General features: G+C 60.8%; 15 protein-coding genes. 12 read left to right on the forward strand and 3 right to left on the reverse strand.

What is annotated here, in order from left to right; all coding sequences use genetic code 11:
* Positions 1 to 3: 3 nt before the first annotated feature.
* Positions 4 to 1,020: a flagellar motor protein MotB gene (motB, locus tag CI807_RS09250; RefSeq protein ID WP_016976896.1), complete on the forward strand. Its 1,017-nt coding sequence runs from the start codon at positions 4 to 6 to the stop codon at positions 1,018 to 1,020.
* A gap of 62 nt (positions 1,021 to 1,082) precedes the next feature.
* On the opposite strand, the gene CI807_RS09255 is transcribed toward motB, so the two are convergent.
* Both CI807_RS09255 and rsgA read right to left on the reverse strand, forming a co-directional pair.
* Positions 1,083 to 1,478, reverse strand: a complete 396-nt coding sequence (locus tag CI807_RS09255; protein WP_095014466.1) for a type II toxin-antitoxin system PemK/MazF family toxin — start codon at positions 1,476 to 1,478, stop codon at positions 1,083 to 1,085.
* 286 nt (positions 1,479 to 1,764) lie between these two features.
* Positions 1,765 to 2,796, reverse strand: a complete 1,032-nt coding sequence (gene rsgA, locus CI807_RS09260; protein ID WP_016976897.1) for a small ribosomal subunit biogenesis GTPase RsgA — start codon at positions 2,794 to 2,796, stop codon at positions 1,765 to 1,767.
* A 108-nt stretch (positions 2,797 to 2,904) separates the two neighbouring features.
* Between rsgA and orn the strand changes: the two genes are divergently transcribed.
* Both orn and CI807_RS09270 read left to right on the forward strand, forming a co-directional pair.
* Entirely contained in the window at positions 2,905 to 3,447 is a 543-nt protein-coding gene (gene orn, locus CI807_RS09265; protein ID WP_003171343.1) for an oligoribonuclease, read from the forward strand.
* 63 nt (positions 3,448 to 3,510) lie between these two features.
* On the forward strand, positions 3,511 to 4,125 hold the full coding sequence (locus tag CI807_RS09270) for a trimeric intracellular cation channel family protein (RefSeq protein WP_016976898.1): 615 nt from the start codon (positions 3,511 to 3,513) through the stop codon (positions 4,123 to 4,125).
* On the opposite strand, the gene queG is transcribed toward CI807_RS09270, so the two are convergent.
* A complete protein-coding gene (queG, locus tag CI807_RS09275) occupies positions 4,122 to 5,186 on the reverse strand; it encodes a tRNA epoxyqueuosine(34) reductase QueG (protein ID WP_095014467.1) in 1,065 nt (354 codons plus the stop codon). The genes CI807_RS09270 and queG overlap by 4 nt on opposite strands.
* Positions 5,187 to 5,249: 63 nt before the next feature.
* On the opposite strand from queG, the gene CI807_RS09280 reads away from it, so the two are divergent.
* From CI807_RS09280 to hflC, 9 genes are all read left to right on the forward strand, one after another.
* A complete protein-coding gene (locus CI807_RS09280; protein ID WP_095014468.1) occupies positions 5,250 to 6,110 on the forward strand; it encodes an NAD(P)H-hydrate dehydratase in 861 nt (286 codons plus the stop codon).
* The gene (gene tsaE / locus CI807_RS09285) at positions 6,098 to 6,568 is read left to right on the forward strand and encodes a tRNA (adenosine(37)-N6)-threonylcarbamoyltransferase complex ATPase subunit type 1 TsaE (RefSeq protein ID WP_095014469.1); all 471 of its coding nucleotides are present in this window, start codon (positions 6,098 to 6,100) and stop codon (positions 6,566 to 6,568) included. Before CI807_RS09280 ends, tsaE begins: the two co-directional genes overlap by 13 nt.
* Positions 6,569 to 6,583: 15 nt before the next feature.
* The gene (locus tag CI807_RS09290; RefSeq protein ID WP_095014470.1) at positions 6,584 to 8,005 is read left to right on the forward strand and encodes an N-acetylmuramoyl-L-alanine amidase; all 1,422 of its coding nucleotides are present in this window, start codon (positions 6,584 to 6,586) and stop codon (positions 8,003 to 8,005) included.
* Positions 8,005 to 9,921 (forward strand): DNA mismatch repair endonuclease MutL, encoded by a 1,917-nt coding sequence (mutL, locus tag CI807_RS09295; protein WP_095014471.1) that lies wholly within the window; start codon positions 8,005 to 8,007, stop codon positions 9,919 to 9,921. Before CI807_RS09290 ends, mutL begins: the two co-directional genes overlap by 1 nt.
* On the forward strand, positions 9,921 to 10,892 hold the full coding sequence (gene miaA / locus CI807_RS09300) for a tRNA (adenosine(37)-N6)-dimethylallyltransferase MiaA (RefSeq protein ID WP_095014472.1): 972 nt from the start codon (positions 9,921 to 9,923) through the stop codon (positions 10,890 to 10,892). Before mutL ends, miaA begins: the two co-directional genes overlap by 1 nt.
* Before the next feature lie 94 nt (positions 10,893 to 10,986).
* On the forward strand, positions 10,987 to 11,247 hold the full coding sequence (gene hfq / locus CI807_RS09305) for an RNA chaperone Hfq (RefSeq protein WP_034105706.1): 261 nt from the start codon (positions 10,987 to 10,989) through the stop codon (positions 11,245 to 11,247).
* A 12-nt stretch (positions 11,248 to 11,259) separates the two neighbouring features.
* Complete coding sequence (gene hflX, locus CI807_RS09310) at positions 11,260 to 12,561, forward strand: ribosome rescue GTPase HflX (protein WP_010213610.1); 1,302 nt, start codon at positions 11,260 to 11,262, stop codon at positions 12,559 to 12,561.
* A gap of 96 nt (positions 12,562 to 12,657) precedes the next feature.
* Positions 12,658 to 13,833, forward strand: a complete 1,176-nt coding sequence (gene hflK, locus CI807_RS09315; RefSeq protein ID WP_028615515.1) for an FtsH protease activity modulator HflK — start codon at positions 12,658 to 12,660, stop codon at positions 13,831 to 13,833.
* Positions 13,833 to 14,699, forward strand: a complete 867-nt coding sequence (gene hflC / locus CI807_RS09320; RefSeq protein WP_010213607.1) for a protease modulator HflC — start codon at positions 13,833 to 13,835, stop codon at positions 14,697 to 14,699. The genes hflK and hflC overlap by 1 nt, the downstream gene beginning before the upstream one ends.
* Positions 14,700 to 14,810: the final 111 nt, after the last annotated feature.

Consider the following 14,810-nt stretch of genomic DNA (forward strand, 5'->3'; position numbering starts at 1 on the left):
GCCATGGAAAACAACCAGCCGATAATCATCAAGCGCGTCAAGCGCTTCGCTGCGGGGCACCATGGCGGCGCCTGGAAAATCGCCTTCGCCGACTTTGCGACGGCGATGATGGCGTTCTTCCTGGTGCTGTGGCTGATGTCCACCGCCACGCCGGAACAGAAGATCGCCATCGCCGGCTACTTCAAAGACCCGATTGGTTTCTCGGAAAGCGGCACGCCCTTCGTGATCGACCTGGGCGGCTCGCCGCAATTGGCACCTGAGCGCACCATCAATCCGGAAATCAAGACCGAGTCGCCCCAGGAAAAAATCCCGATCGAGCGCGACACGGTCGAGTCCATGGCCGAACAGGTCGAGCAGGAGCGCCTTGAGCTGCTGCTGCAAGAACTGCAAACCAAGGTCGAAGAAAACCCGCAACTGCTGAAATTCAAGGACCAGATCTCCTTCGAGATCACGCCGGAAGGCCTGCGCATCCAGATCACCGACGCGGCCAACCGGCCGATGTTCGACTCTGGCAGTGCGCGCTTGAAGCCGTACTTTGAAGACATCCTGCTGGCCATGGCCGACACCATCAAGGCGGTGCCGAACAAGATCAGCATCAGTGGCCACACCGACGCCAAGCCATACGCGGGCCAGGGTGACTTCGGCAACTGGGAACTTTCGGCCAACCGCGCCAACGCCGCTCGCCGCGCGCTGGTCGCCGGCAGCTATCCGGACCCGCAAGTGGCACGGGTGGTGGGGTTTGCTTCGTCGCAGCTGTTTGACCATCAAGACCCGTTCAACCCGGTCAACCGCCGGATCGATATCGTGGTGCTGACCAAGAAGGCCCAGCGTGCGATTGAGGGGGACCAGCCGCCGCCAGCGCCGACCCAGGGTGAGGGGGCGCCGGGTGAAGTACCGGTTGACCCGAACGCCATTCCGCCAGGGCAGGAACCGTTGCCGGCGCATGAACTGCGCCAGAAGCTGAATCTGTTTGATGATGGTGGGGTGAAGGATCCTACGGTGCCTGGTACCGGGTCGTAGGCCCTTTTCGACAAACTTCGTCAGTGAAAACGCCCCAACTCATTGGGGCGTTTTCGTATCCGTCAGAGCGGAAGATACGCTTTCACACCGCTGATCACGCCTTGCATGTCGTCGGTACATAACCTCGGTACGAAGTACTCTCGTCCTTTGGAACGGGTCTTTCTGTGGAGTTTGTCGAGCCGCTCGAAGCTGACGGTGTAAATCATGTCGCACTTCACCCACAGCTCTTTGTAGCCATCAGTTAGAAGTGGATTGGTGTGAAGTAAATGGTGCCAGTCATGCTGTATCTCGGGAGCGGTAGAAGAGATCGGCACTACTGTGCAGAGCTTGCGGTTGTGGGGAGCCGTCGGGGATATCACTACGACTTTGCGGATCTTCAGCATTTCTGGTGCAACAAAGCCTCGCGTGAAGTCGCAGAGCAGCACATCGCCTTGTTTGGGGTGATAGTAAAGAGGCAATTATTAATTCCCCACAAAAAGCAAAGCCGCCCGAAGGCGGCTTCATTCGACACGCAGTGGAGCTTGCTTCGCCCCTTCTGCGCCGCTGGATCAACCCCGAAAAGGATCCAGACTCCTGCCAGCTTTCGCTGGTGACGGAGCAATTATGCGCATCAGGAATTCCGAATTCAAGCTGGCTCGTGTCGACTGGCCGCCCAGTTGTCCTGAATTCTTGATGCCAAACCCCGTTAAATCAATGGACTAGGCCGATCTGTGCCTTACTTTATGTGTATCAAGGCATGGCGGCTCAGTAACTGCTCTCCGGCAAACTCGCAATAATCGACCGATAGCTATTCATCCGCTGCTGCTGCACACGCCCATCCTCCAACGCCTTGAGCAATGCACAGCCCGGCTCGCGGTCGTGTTTGCAGTCGCGGAAACGGCAGGTGCCGATCAGGTCGTTGAATTCGATGAAGCCCGCTTCCACATCGCTGCGGCTGACGTGGCCAAGGCCGAATTCGCGGATGCCTGGGGAGTCGATCAACTCACCGCCGCCGGGGAAGTGGAACAACCGCGCGGTGGTGGTGGTGTGGGTGCCCTGACCGGACAGTTCCGACAGCGGGCCCACACGGGTTTCGACTTCCGGCAGCAGGCTGTTGACCAACGAGGATTTCCCCACGCCCGACTGGCCGACAAACACGCTGATGCGCCCGTCCAACTGCTGTTGCAGCTGTTCCATGCCATTGCCGTGATGCGCCGAGACTTCCAGCACCGGGTAACCCAGGGTGCGGTACACCGCCAGCAGCGCATTCAGCGCCGGGGCGTTCTGCTCGTCGATCAGGTCGAATTTGTTCAGCAGCAACAGCGGGCGGATGCCGGCATGCTCGGCGGCGACCAGATAGCGGTCGATCAGGTTGGCATGGGGCTCGGGCAGCGGGGCGAACACGATCACGATCATGTCGACGTTGGCCGCCACCGGCTTGAGCTGGCCACGGCTGTCGGGGCGGCGCAGTTCGGTGGTGCGTGGCAATTGGGCGACAATCACGCCGATGCCCTGGTTGCCGGCACGCCACACCACTTGGTCGCCGGTCACCAGCGCAGGCAGGTTGGCGCGCAAGTGGCAACGGAACACAGAGCCTGCGAGTTCGCCTTCGAGCGCCTCGACTTCGACCTGCACACCAAAGTGCGCGATCACCAGGCCCGTTTGTTCAGGGCCCAGGTCGCCGCCTTCAAGCGCTTCCACGGCGGAGGATTCACGTTTGGCGGCGCGAGCGGCGCGTTCACCTTGAATCTTTTCGATGCGCCAGTTTTGGCGACGGTTGAGCTGGCGTTTGGCCATGGGTGTTCCGTGTCGATAATGCAAAGGTTGGGTAAAACGGTCGCGAGTCTAGCACGCCCCCGCCTGCTAAACTGCGCAGCTACGCCAAGGTGCCAAGAGAATCAAGCCATGCAAAACCCACAGAACCTGATTTGGATCGATCTGGAAATGACCGGTCTGAACCCCGACACCGACGTCATCATCGAGATGGCTACCATTGTCACCGACAGCAACCTCAACACCTTGGCCGAAGGTCCGGTGATCGCTATCCACCACAGTGACGCCGTGCTCGCCACCATGGACGAGTGGAACACCCGCACCCACGGCAACTCCGGCCTGACCCAGCGCGTGCGCGACAGCCGCATCAGCATGGCCGAAGCCGAAGCCGAGACCATCGCTTTCCTGGAGAAGTGGGTGCCCAAGGGCAAGTCGCCGATCTGCGGCAACAGCATTTGCCAGGACCGTCGCTTCCTCTATACCCACATGAAAGGGCTGGAAAGCTACTTCCACTACCGCAACCTGGATGTGTCGACACTCAAAGAGTTGGCCGCGCGTTGGGCGCCGGAAGTCAAAGACAGCTTCCATAAAGGCAGCACCCACCTGGCCTTGGATGATATCCGCGAGTCGATCGCCGAGTTGCAGCATTACCGCAAGCATTTCATCAAAGCGTGACGCCCCCTTTTGGTGCCGTCAGCAAATGATTAGACTGCCGGCCTCAATGCAAGGATCGCCCTCATGCTGTTGATGCTCTACCTCCTCGCCATCACCGCCGAAGCCATGACCGGCGCGCTGTCTGCTGGACGGCGTGGCATGGATTGGTTTGGCGTGGTGCTGATCGCCTGCGTCACCGCGTTGGGCGGTGGTTCGGTGCGCGACGTGCTGCTTGGGCATTACCCGCTGACCTGGGTCAAACACCCGGAATACCTGGTGCTGACCTCCATTGCCGCACTGGTGACGATCTTTATCGCACCGCTGATGCGTCGCCTGCGCTCGTTGTTCCTGGCGCTGGACGCCGTGGGCCTGGTGGCCTTCACTCTGATCGGTTGCATGACCGCGTTGGAGATGGGCCACGGCATGCTGGTGGCGTCGGTCAGTGGTGTGATCACTGGGGTCTTCGGCGGCATCCTGCGCGACATCTTCTGCAACGACATCCCGCTGATCTTCCGCCGCGAGCTGTACGCCAGCGTGTCGTTCCTCGCCGCCTGGTTCTACATGCTTTGCCTATATCTGGAGCTGCCCAGCGAGCAGGCGATATTGCTGACCCTGTTCAGCGGCTTTCTATTGCGCCTGCTGGCGATCCGTTTTCACTGGGAAATGCCCAAGTTCGTCTATAACGACGACGTGCACTAGCGCGTAGCGTGCTGGTTCAGCGCCCATTCCACATGTTCGCGGACCAATTCCGACGGGTAATCCCGGCGCGCCTTCAAGGCCTCCAGCACTGGAATACTCGACGGCGCATTGCCCAGGCCCACTGCAAGATTGCGCAGCCAGCGCTCATAGCCGGCACGACGCAGCGGTGAGCCTTCGGTGCTGCTGAGGAATTTATCCTCGTCCCACATAAACAGCTCGGCCAGCTCCGCGTTATCCAGATTGTGGCGTGGCTTGAAATCGCTCTCGGTGGTAGAGCGGGCGAAACGATTCCACGGGCATACGATCTGACAGTCATCGCAGCCGAACACGCGGTTGCCGATCAGGGGGCGCAGGTCCTCGGGGATCGCGTTCTTGAGCTCGATGGTCAGATAGGAAATACAGCGCCGTGCGTCCAATACATAGGGGCCGACGAAGGCGTTGGTGGGGCAGATATCCAGGCAAGCCGTGCATCGGCCGCAGTGTTCGGTGCTGTGAGGGGCGTCGATCGGCAACGGCAGGTCGACGAATAGTTCGCTCAGAAAGAAGTAACTACCGGCCTTGCGATTGAGGACCAGGGTGTTTTTACCGATCCAGCCCAGCCCGGCTTTTTCGGCGATGGCTTTTTCCAGCACCGGCGCACTGTCGACAAAGGCACGGAAACCGAAGGGTCCGATTTGCGCCTGGATGCGGTCGGCCAGTTGCTGCACGCGCTTGCGGATCAGCTTGTGGTAGTCGCGGCCCAGGGCGTAACGGGAGATATAGGCTTTTTCCGGCTTGGCCAGCAATTGGGCCATTTGCGTATCGCCCGGCAGGTAATCCATGCGCAGCGACACCACGCGCAAGGTGCCCGGTACCAGTTCATCGGGGTGGGAGCGTTTGCTGCCATGGGCGCCCATGTACTCCATCTCGCCGTGGTAGCCCGCGTCGAGCCAGCGTTGCAGGTGCTGCTCATGCTCGGCGAGGTCCAGGCCGCTGATGCCGACTTGTTGAAAGCCCAGCTCGCGGCCCCAGTCTTTGATCGATTGGGCGAGGGCGGGAAGATCGGACGTAATAGCAGGCATGAGACACGGGAAACCACAGGTTAGATGCGTATAATTCTGCCAGACATCGGAGCTTGAAGACGCATGCCGCAGACAAAACACGCAATAACCGACGTACAGCCCCTGTTGCACGGCCATTTGCCGCAACTGGCGGCGCGTTCCCCGGACGCCCATAAAGGCCAGTTTGGCCACCTGTTGGTCATTGGCGGCGACCGCGGCTTGGGTGGCGCCGCCCTGCTGAGCGCCGAAAGTGCCTTGCGCAGTGGCGCGGGCATGGTGTCCCTGGCGACGCGCCCGGAACACGTGCCAGCCGCGTTGGCCCGCTTGCCGGAAGTCATGACCGTCGGCGTCAGCTCGGCCAACCAACTGATGGGCCTGTTGGAAAAGATCTCGGTCATTGTGATCGGGCCTGGGCTGGGTGAAGCGTCCTGGGGCAAAAGCCTGCTGTCCGTCGCCGCCAACGCCAAGCAGCCGCAAGTCTGGGATGCCGACGCCTTGAATCAGCTCGCCAGTGGTGGCGTCAGCTTGCCAGCCAACTGTGTGATCACCCCGCATCCAGGGGAAGCCGCACGGTTGTTGGGCCTTTCGACAGCCGAGGTTCAGGCCGATCGTCTTAAGGTGGCGCGCGCGTTGACTCAGAAATTCAATGCAGTGGCTATCCTCAAGGGGGCTGGCAGTTTGATTGCCAGCCCGGACGGGCGTGTTTCACGCTGTGACCAAGGCCATCCGGCGATGGCGACGGCGGGGCTCGGTGATGTCCTGGCCGGTCTGGTGGGCGCGTTGCTGGCCCAGGGCATGCAGGCCTATGAGGCAAGCTGCCTGGCGGTTTGGTTGCACGCCACGGCGGGCGATCGCCAGGGCACCTTTGGTCGTGGGCTGGCTGCCAGCGACTTGATACCCGCCATTCGTCAATTGCTGGAGGAGCAGTCGCCGTGTCTGAAGTAATCCTTTTTTTGGCCGATGAAGAGGCCATGGTTGCGTTCGGGCAACGCATTGCGCAGGTGACGGCCGGAGCCGGGCTTATCTTTCTGGAGGGCGATTTGGGGGCGGGCAAGACCACGCTGTCCCGAGGGATTATCCGAGGATTGGGTCATACGGGTGCAGTAAAAAGCCCTACGTTCACCCTGGTAGAACCCTACGAGATCGGTGCAGTGCGCGCCTTTCACTTCGACCTTTATCGTCTGGTGGACCCCGAAGAGCTGGAATACATGGGTATCCGGGATTACTTCGATGCAGATGCGTTGTGCCTGATCGAGTGGCCAGATAAAGGCACAGGCTTTTTGCCAAAGCCTGACATGACCATTACCATTACGCCGCATGAGCACGGACGTCAGTTGAAGTTGTTGCCCCGGAGCGTGCGCGGCCAGTCCTGGTGCGCCGCTTTGGCATTGGAATTCAAATAATTGGTGGGGTTAGGTATGCGCTTTCGCGCGTTGGTTGCTGTCGTGGGGGTGTTGCTTGCGGCAATGACTTTCAATGCTCTGGCTGCTTCACAGGTGAAAAGTGTTCGCCTGTGGCGAGCGCCGGATAACACGCGACTGGTGTTCGACCTGTCTGGCCCGGTCCAGCACAGCGTCTTTACCCTGACGGCGCCTGATCGCCTGGTGATCGACATCAATGGCGCGACCTTGGCCGCACCGTTGAAAGTGTCCACTGCCAATACCCCGATTACCGCCATGCGTTCGGCCCAACGCACGCCGACCGACCTGCGCGTGGTGATCGACCTGAAAAAGGTCGTGACCCCGAAAAGCTTCTCGCTGGCGCCCAACGCCCAGTACGGCAACCGGTTGGTGGTCGACCTGTTCGACAATGCCGCCGATGCCAACCCGCCGCCTGCACCGCCTCCAAGCGTCGCGACGGTCCCGGCGGTGCCGGTCAACCCGTCGCAACCGCAGGTCAAGCTGCCTCCGCCACCACCGGCTCCGGCTGGCAAGCGTGACATTATCGTGGTGATCGACGCCGGTCACGGCGGCGAAGACCCCGGTGCTTCCGGCTCACGCGGCCAGCATGAAAAAGACGTAGTGCTGGCGATTGCCCGTGAACTGCAGCGCCAGATCAACGCGATGAAAGGTTATCGCGCCGAGCTGACCCGTACCGGCGACTACTTCATTCCGTTGCGTGGCCGTACCGAAATCGCCCGTAAGAAGGGCGCCGACCTGTTCGTGTCGATCCACGCCGACGCCGCGCCTTCGGCTGCAGCCTTTGGCGCCTCGGTGTTCGCCCTGTCGGATCGCGGTGCAACGTCTGAAACCGCGCGTTGGTTGGCCGACAGTGAAAACCGTTCTGACTTGATCGGCGGGGCCGGCAACGTGTCCCTCGATGACAAGGACAAAATGCTCGCCGGTGTACTGCTCGACCTATCGATGACCGCTTCGCTGACCTCCAGCCTGAACGTCGGCCAGAAGGTCTTGAGCAATATCGGTCGCGTCACGCCGCTGCACAAACAGCGCGTGGAACAAGCGGGCTTCATGGTGCTGAAATCGCCGGATATTCCGTCGATCCTGGTAGAAACCGGCTTTATCTCCAACTCCAACGAAGCCTCGAAACTGGCGACCGGCAGCCACCAGCAGGCGCTGGCACGTTCCATCAGCGCCGGTGTGCGCCAGTTCTTCCAGCAGAATCCGCCGCCGGGCACCTACATCGCCTGGCTGCGTGACTCCGGGAAGATCGCCCAGGGCCCGCGCGACCATCGCGTACAGCCCGGCGACACCCTGGCCATGCTGGCTGTGCGTTTCCAGGTGTCGGCTGCTACCTTGCGCAGCGCCAACAACCTGAAGACCGATGAATTGAAAGTCGGCCAGGTGTTGACAATCCCCGGCACCGAATTGGCGGCGCAGTAATGAGCGAATCGATCCTGGATAACGGCTCACGCATCGAACTGCTGAGCCCGCGCCTTGCCAACCAGATTGCGGCAGGTGAGGTGGTGGAGCGCCCAGCCTCGGTGATCAAGGAGCTGCTGGAAAACAGCATCGACTCCGGCGCCAAGCGCATTGATGTCGACGTGGAACAGGGTGGCGTCAAGCTGCTGCGCGTGCGAGACGATGGCAGCGGCATCTCGTCCGACGACCTGCCGCTGGCCCTGGCGCGTCACGCCACCAGCAAGATTCGCGACCTGGAAGACCTTGAGCGGGTGATGAGCCTGGGCTTTCGCGGTGAGGCGCTCGCGTCCATCAGCTCTGTGGCGCGCCTGACCCTGACGTCCCGCACCCGCAGCGCCGAGCAGGCCTGGCAAGTGGAAACCGAAGGTCGCGACATGGCGCCTCGGGTCCAGCCGGCAGCCCATCCTGTCGGTACGTCGGTGGAAGTGCGCGACCTGTTCTTCAACACCCCGGCGCGGCGTAAATTCCTCAAGGCCGAGAAAACCGAATTCGATCACCTGCAGGAAGTCATCAAGCGCCTGGCCCTGGCCCGCTTCGATGTGGCGTTCCACCTGCGGCATAACGGCAAGACCATCCTCAGCCTGCACGAAGCCCACGATGACGCCGCGCGTGCTCGCCGGGTGTCGGCGATTTGCGGGCCGGGTTTCCTGGAGCAGGCGCTGCCGATTGAAATTGAGCGCAATGGCCTGCGCCTATGGGGCTGGGTCGGTTTGCCGACCTTCTCCCGCAGCCAGGCGGACTTGCAGTACTTCTTTGTGAACGGCCGTGCAGTGCGCGACAAGCTGGTGGCCCACGCGGTGCGCCAGGCGTATCGCGACGTGCTGTTCAACGGGCGCCACCCCACGTTTGTGTTGTTCTTTGAGGTCGATCCGTCGGTGGTGGACGTCAACGTGCACCCGACCAAGCACGAAGTGCGCTTCCGTGATGGGCGCATGGTGCATGACTTCCTCTACGGCACCTTGCACCGAACCCTGGGCGATGTGCGTCCGGATGATCAGTTGTCTGCGCCGATTGTGACGGCCGTGGTCCGTCCGAGTGGTCCGGAAGCCGGCGAGTTCGGCCCTCAAGGCGAAATGAGCCTGGCGGCCAACCTGCTGCAATCGCCGCAGTCGCAACCTGCCTATACCGCGCCGAACTCCGGCGCCGGCTCGGGTTATCAGTACCAGTACACCCCGCGCCCACAGTCGGCAGTCCCGGTGGCTGAAGCCCAGGCGGCTTACCGCGAGTTTTTCGCGCCGCTGCCAGGTGCCGAGCCGGGCGCGCCTGTGGCCTTGCCGGAAGGCGGTGGAGATATCCCGCCGCTGGGCTACGCGTTGGCGCAGCTCAAGGGCATCTACATTCTGGCGGAAAACGCCCATGGCCTGGTGCTGGTGGACATGCACGCCGCCCACGAGCGGATCATGTACGAACGCCTCAAGATCGCCATGGCCAGCGAAGGTCTCAGCGGCCAGCCGCTGCTGGTGCCGGAGTCCCTGGCGGTGAGCCAGCGCGAAGCCGATTGCGCCGAAGAACACGCCGGCGTATTCCAGAGCCTTGGCTTCGAGCTGCAACGCCTGGGCCCGGAAACCCTGGCTATCCGCCAGATTCCTGCGTTGCTCAAGCAGGCCGAGGCCAACCGCCTGGTCGCCGACGTACTGGCCGACCTCATGGAATACGGCACCAGTGACCGCGTCCAGGCCCATATCAACGAACTGCTCGGCACCATGGCATGCCACGGTGCGATCCGCGCCAACCGCCGCCTGGCCCTGCCGGAAATGAACGGCCTGCTGCGCGACATGGAAAACACCGAGCGCAGTGGGCAATGCAACCATGGCCGACCGACCTGGACCCAAATGGGCCTGGACGATCTGGACAAACTGTTCTTGCGCGGCCGTTGATGAGTGCCTTGCCCCCCGCGATTTTTCTGATGGGTCCCACGGCCGCCGGCAAGACCGACCTGGCCATCGAGCTGACCAAAGTGCTGCCGTGCGAGCTGATCAGTGTCGACTCTGCCCTGGTTTACCGGGACATGGACATCGGCACCGCCAAGCCTTCCAAAGAGCTGTTGGCCCAATACCCGCATAAGCTGATCGACATCATCGATCCGTCGCAGAGCTATTCGGCCGCAGATTTCCGCACCGACGCCCTGGCGGCCATGGCCGACATCACCGCACGGGGCAATATTCCGCTGCTGGTGGGCGGTACGATGCTCTATTACAAGGCTTTGCAGGAAGGTCTGGCAGATATGCCGCCGGCCGATGCCCAAGTGCGCGCCGAGCTTGAAGAAGAGGCTGCACGCCTTGGCTGGCAAGCCCTGCACGACCAGTTGGCCGCCGTGGACCCGGTGTCTGCCGCGCGCATTCACCCCAATGACCCCCAGCGCCTCACTCGCGCGCTGGAAGTCTGGCGCGTGAGCGGGCAGACCATGACTGAACATCGCCTGAAACAAAGTGCGCAAAGTGCTGACGCAGGCGCATCTGGCGCGTCACAATTGCCCTATACTGTGGCGAATCTGGCCATCGCTCCGGCAAATCGCCAGGTGCTGCATGATCGAATTGCACAAAGATTCACAATTATGTTGGAACAGGGGTTTGTGGACGAGGTCGTAGCTCTGCGTTCCAGAGGTGACCTGCATCCAGGGTTACCTTCGATACGTGCTGTAGGCTACCGCCAAGTCTGGGATCATCTGGATGGCAAGCTGACGTCAGCCGAAATGCAGGAGCGCGGCATCATTGCCACGCGCCAATTGGCGAAACGCCAGTTCACTTGGTTGCGCAGTTGGAGCGATTTGCACTGGCTGGACAGCCTGGACAGCGACAATCTGTCACGCGCCTTGAAATACTTGGGAACGGTCTCCATATTGAGCTGAGTCCTTGCAATTGCCGTCTATCCTTGGGGGTGTGACGGCCATAAGCTATCTATTTTCCGATTTTTTATTATTGATCCTTAAAGGAGTGCGGCACATGTCAAAAGGGCATTCGCTACAAGACCCTTACTTGAATACTTTACGTAAAGAGAAAGTGGGGGTTTCCATCTACCTGGTCAACGGTATCAAGCTGCAAGGCACGATCGAGTCGTTCGACCAGTTCGTGATCCTGCTGAAAAACACCGTCAGCCAGATGGTCTACAAGCACGCTATCTCGACAGTCGTCCCTGTTCGTCCAATCCGTCTGCCTAGCGCCGCCGGTGATGACGTAGCTGACGCTGAGCCAGGTAACGCCTGATAGGAGTCTCCTTTGTTCTTTGAGCGCCACGGTGGTGGTGAGCGGGTCATTCTCGTTCACTTGGATGGACAGGACCCTGAGGCGCGCGAAGATCCGCAGGAGTTTCAGGAGTTGGCAAATTCGGCCGGCGCCGAGACCGTTGCGTTTTTTAACGTGCCGCGTCATCGGCCAACCGCCAAATTCCTGATTGGCAGCGGCAAGGTCGAGGAACTGCGCGACCTGGTCCACGCCGAAGAAGCCGATCTGGTGATCTTCAATCACGTCCTCACGCCCAGTCAGGAACGTAACCTCGAACGTGTCTTCGAGTGTCGCGTGATCGACCGTACCGGTCTGATTCTCGATATCTTCGCCCAACGCGCCCGTACCCATGAGGGCAAGCTCCAGGTTGAACTGGCCCAGCTTGACCACATGAGCACCCGCTTGGTCCGCGGCTGGACTCACCTTGAACGTCAAGGTGGCGGCATCGGCATGCGCGGCCCGGGTGAAACCCAGCTCGAGACCGACCGACGCCTGCTGCGGGTTCGTCTGCGCCAGATCAAGGGCCGCCTGGAGAAAGTGCGTAGCCAGCGTGAGCAATCGCGCCGTGGCCGTTCTCGCGCGGACATCCCGACCGTGTCCCTGGTGGGCTATACCAACGCCGGCAAATCCACACTCTTCAACAACGTGACGAAATCGGACGTGTACGCGGCCGACCAACTGTTCGCCACCCTCGACCCGACCCTGCGTCGTCTGGATCTGGACGATCTGGGGCCGATTGTCCTGGCCGACACCGTGGGTTTCATTCGTCACTTGCCGCACAAGCTGGTCGAGGCATTTCGGTCTACGCTCGAAGAGTCGAGCAATTCCGACCTGCTGTTGCACGTGATCGATGCGGCTGAACCGGATCGCATGTTGCAGATTGAACAGGTGATGCTGGTACTGGGTGAGATTGGTGCCCAGGACTTGCCGATCCTCGAGGTCTATAACAAACTCGATTTGCTTGAGGGCGTTGAGCCACAAATCCAGCGCGATGAGAACGGCAAGCCCCAGCGGGTCTGGCTGTCGGCGCGTGATGGCAGTGGTCTTGAGTTGCTTGAACAGGCCATTGCCGAGTTGCTCGGCAGCGATTTGTTTGTCGGCACCTTGCGCTTGCCCCAGCGTTTTGCTCGACTGCGTGCACAGTTTTTCGAGTTGGGCGCGGTACAGAAAGAAGAACACGACGAAGAAGGTGTCAGCTTGCTGGCCGTTCGATTGCCGCGCTCGGAGCTCAATCGGCTGGTCAGCCGTGAAGGCGTGGTACCGGCAGAGTTCATCGAACAACACACTTTGCAATAAAAGCCTCCTAAAGCGGTTGTGCCGTGGTGGCAGGCATTCTGTAGCATTGGTCGGCGCGCCGTGGGTGCGTCTTTGCTTTATCAGATGGAGAGCGCTATGGCTTGGAATGAGCCGGGTGGCAACTCGAATAATCAGGATCCTTGGGGTGGTAAACGCCGCAATAATGGCGACCGCAAGGGGCCACCAGATCTCGACGAGGCCTTCCGAAAGCTGCAGGAAAGCCTGAATGGGTTGTTCGGTGGTGGAAAAAAACGTGGTGGTGACGACGGCGGTCGCACAAGCAAGGGCGGCGGCTATGGCCTGCTGGGCCTGGGTCTTGTCGTGCTGGCGGCCGTATGGCTATACAGCGCCGTGTACGTGGTGGACGAGCAGGAGCAGGCCGTGGTGCTGCGCTTCGGCAAGTACTACGAGACTGTCGGCCCCGGCCTGAACATCTATTTCCCGCCGATCGACAAGAAGTACATGGAAAACGTCACGCGTGAGCGTGCCTACACCAAGCAGGGCCAGATGCTGACCGAAGACGAGAACATCGTCGAAGTGCCGCTGACCGTGCAGTACAAGATCAGCAACCTGCAGGACTTCGTGCTGAACGTTGATCAGCCGGAAATCAGCCTGCAACACGCCACTGAAAGTGCCCTGCGCCACGTCGTCGGTTCGACCGCGATGGACCAGGTGCTGACCGAAGGTCGTGAATTGATGGCCAGCGAGATCAAGGAGCGCCTGCAACGGTTCCTCGATACCTATCGCACCGGTATCACCGTCACCCAGGTGAACGTACAGAGCGCCGCTGCACCGCGCGAAGTTCAGGAAGCCTTCGATGACGTGATCCGTGCCCGTGAAGACGAGCAGCGTTCGCGCAACCAGGCTGAAACCTACGCCAACGGCGTCGTGCCGGAAGCCCGTGGTCAGGCCCAGCGCATCCTAGAGGATGCCAACGGTTACCGCGACGAAGTGGTCTCCCGCGCCAAGGGTGAGGCGGATCGCTTTACCAAGCTGGTCGCCGAGTACCGCAAGGCACCGGAAGTCACGCGTGAGCGTCTGTACCTGGACACCATGCAGGAAGTCTTCAGCAATACCAGCAAGGTTCTCGTGACCGGCAGCAAAGGTGGGCAGAACAACCTGCTGTACCTGCCGCTGGACAAGATGATCGAAGGTGGTCGTAGCAGCACCAGCGCACCGTCCACCGGTTCCAATGCCGCTGCCAATGAAGCGAGCGCCCGTGCGGCCGCTGACTTGCTGCAACAGCAAACACGTACCAGGGAGAGTCGTTGATGAGCAATAAATCGCTGACCGCCCTGATTGTGGGCGTCGTCGTGGTCATCGCTGCCTGGAACTGCTTCTACATCGTGGCTCAGACCGAGCGTGCGGTGCTGCTGCAATTCGGTCGCGTGGTCCAGGCGGATGTCCAGCCGGGCCTGCATGTGAAAGTCCCCTACGTCAACCAGGTGCGCAAGTTCGACGCCCGCCTGATGACCCTGGATGCACCGACACAGCGCTTCCTGACCCTGGAAAAGAAAGCCGTGATGGTTGACGCCTACGCCAAGTGGCGCGTCAAGGATGCCGAGCGCTTCTACACCGCGACCTCCGGCCTCAAGCAGATTGCCGACGAGCGTTTGTCGCGCCGTCTGGAATCGGGCCTGCGTGACCAGTTTGGTAAGCGCACCCTGCATGAGGTGGTATCCGGTGAGCGCGACGCGCTGATGGCTGACATCACGCGTTCGTTGAACACGATGGCGGAAAAAGAGCTGGGCATCGAAGTGGTTGATGTCCGGGTCAAGGCGATCGACCTGCCGAAGGAAGTGAACCGCAGCGTGTTCGAGCGTATGAGCACCGAGCGTGAGCGTGAAGCCCGTGAGCACCGCGCCAAGGGTAACGAGCTGGCAGAAGGTATTCGTGCGGATGCCGACCGTCAGCGCCGTGTACTGTTGGCCGAAGCTTATCGCGAGTCTGAAGAGGCCCGTGGTGATGGCGATGCTCAAGCCGCGGCGATCTATGCCAAGGCCTACGGCCAGGACCAGGAGTTCTACGCGTTCTACCGTAGCCTGCGCGCCTACCGTGAAAGCTTCGCGAACAAAACCGACGTCATGGTGTTGGACCCAAGCAGCGACTTCTTCCGCTACCTGGAAAAGTCCAAGTAACCGGCCTGTGATTCTGTAGGTTTCACTCCCGTCGGGCGGCTAAAACGCCTGGCGGGGTGATCCTTTCAGAAAACGGGTGTATGATGCGGCAGCCGGGAAATTCCCGGCTTT

Source organism: Pseudomonas sp. NS1(2017) (assembly GCF_002269425.1).
Classification (GTDB): Bacteria; Pseudomonadota; Gammaproteobacteria; order Pseudomonadales; family Pseudomonadaceae; genus Aquipseudomonas; species Aquipseudomonas reactans.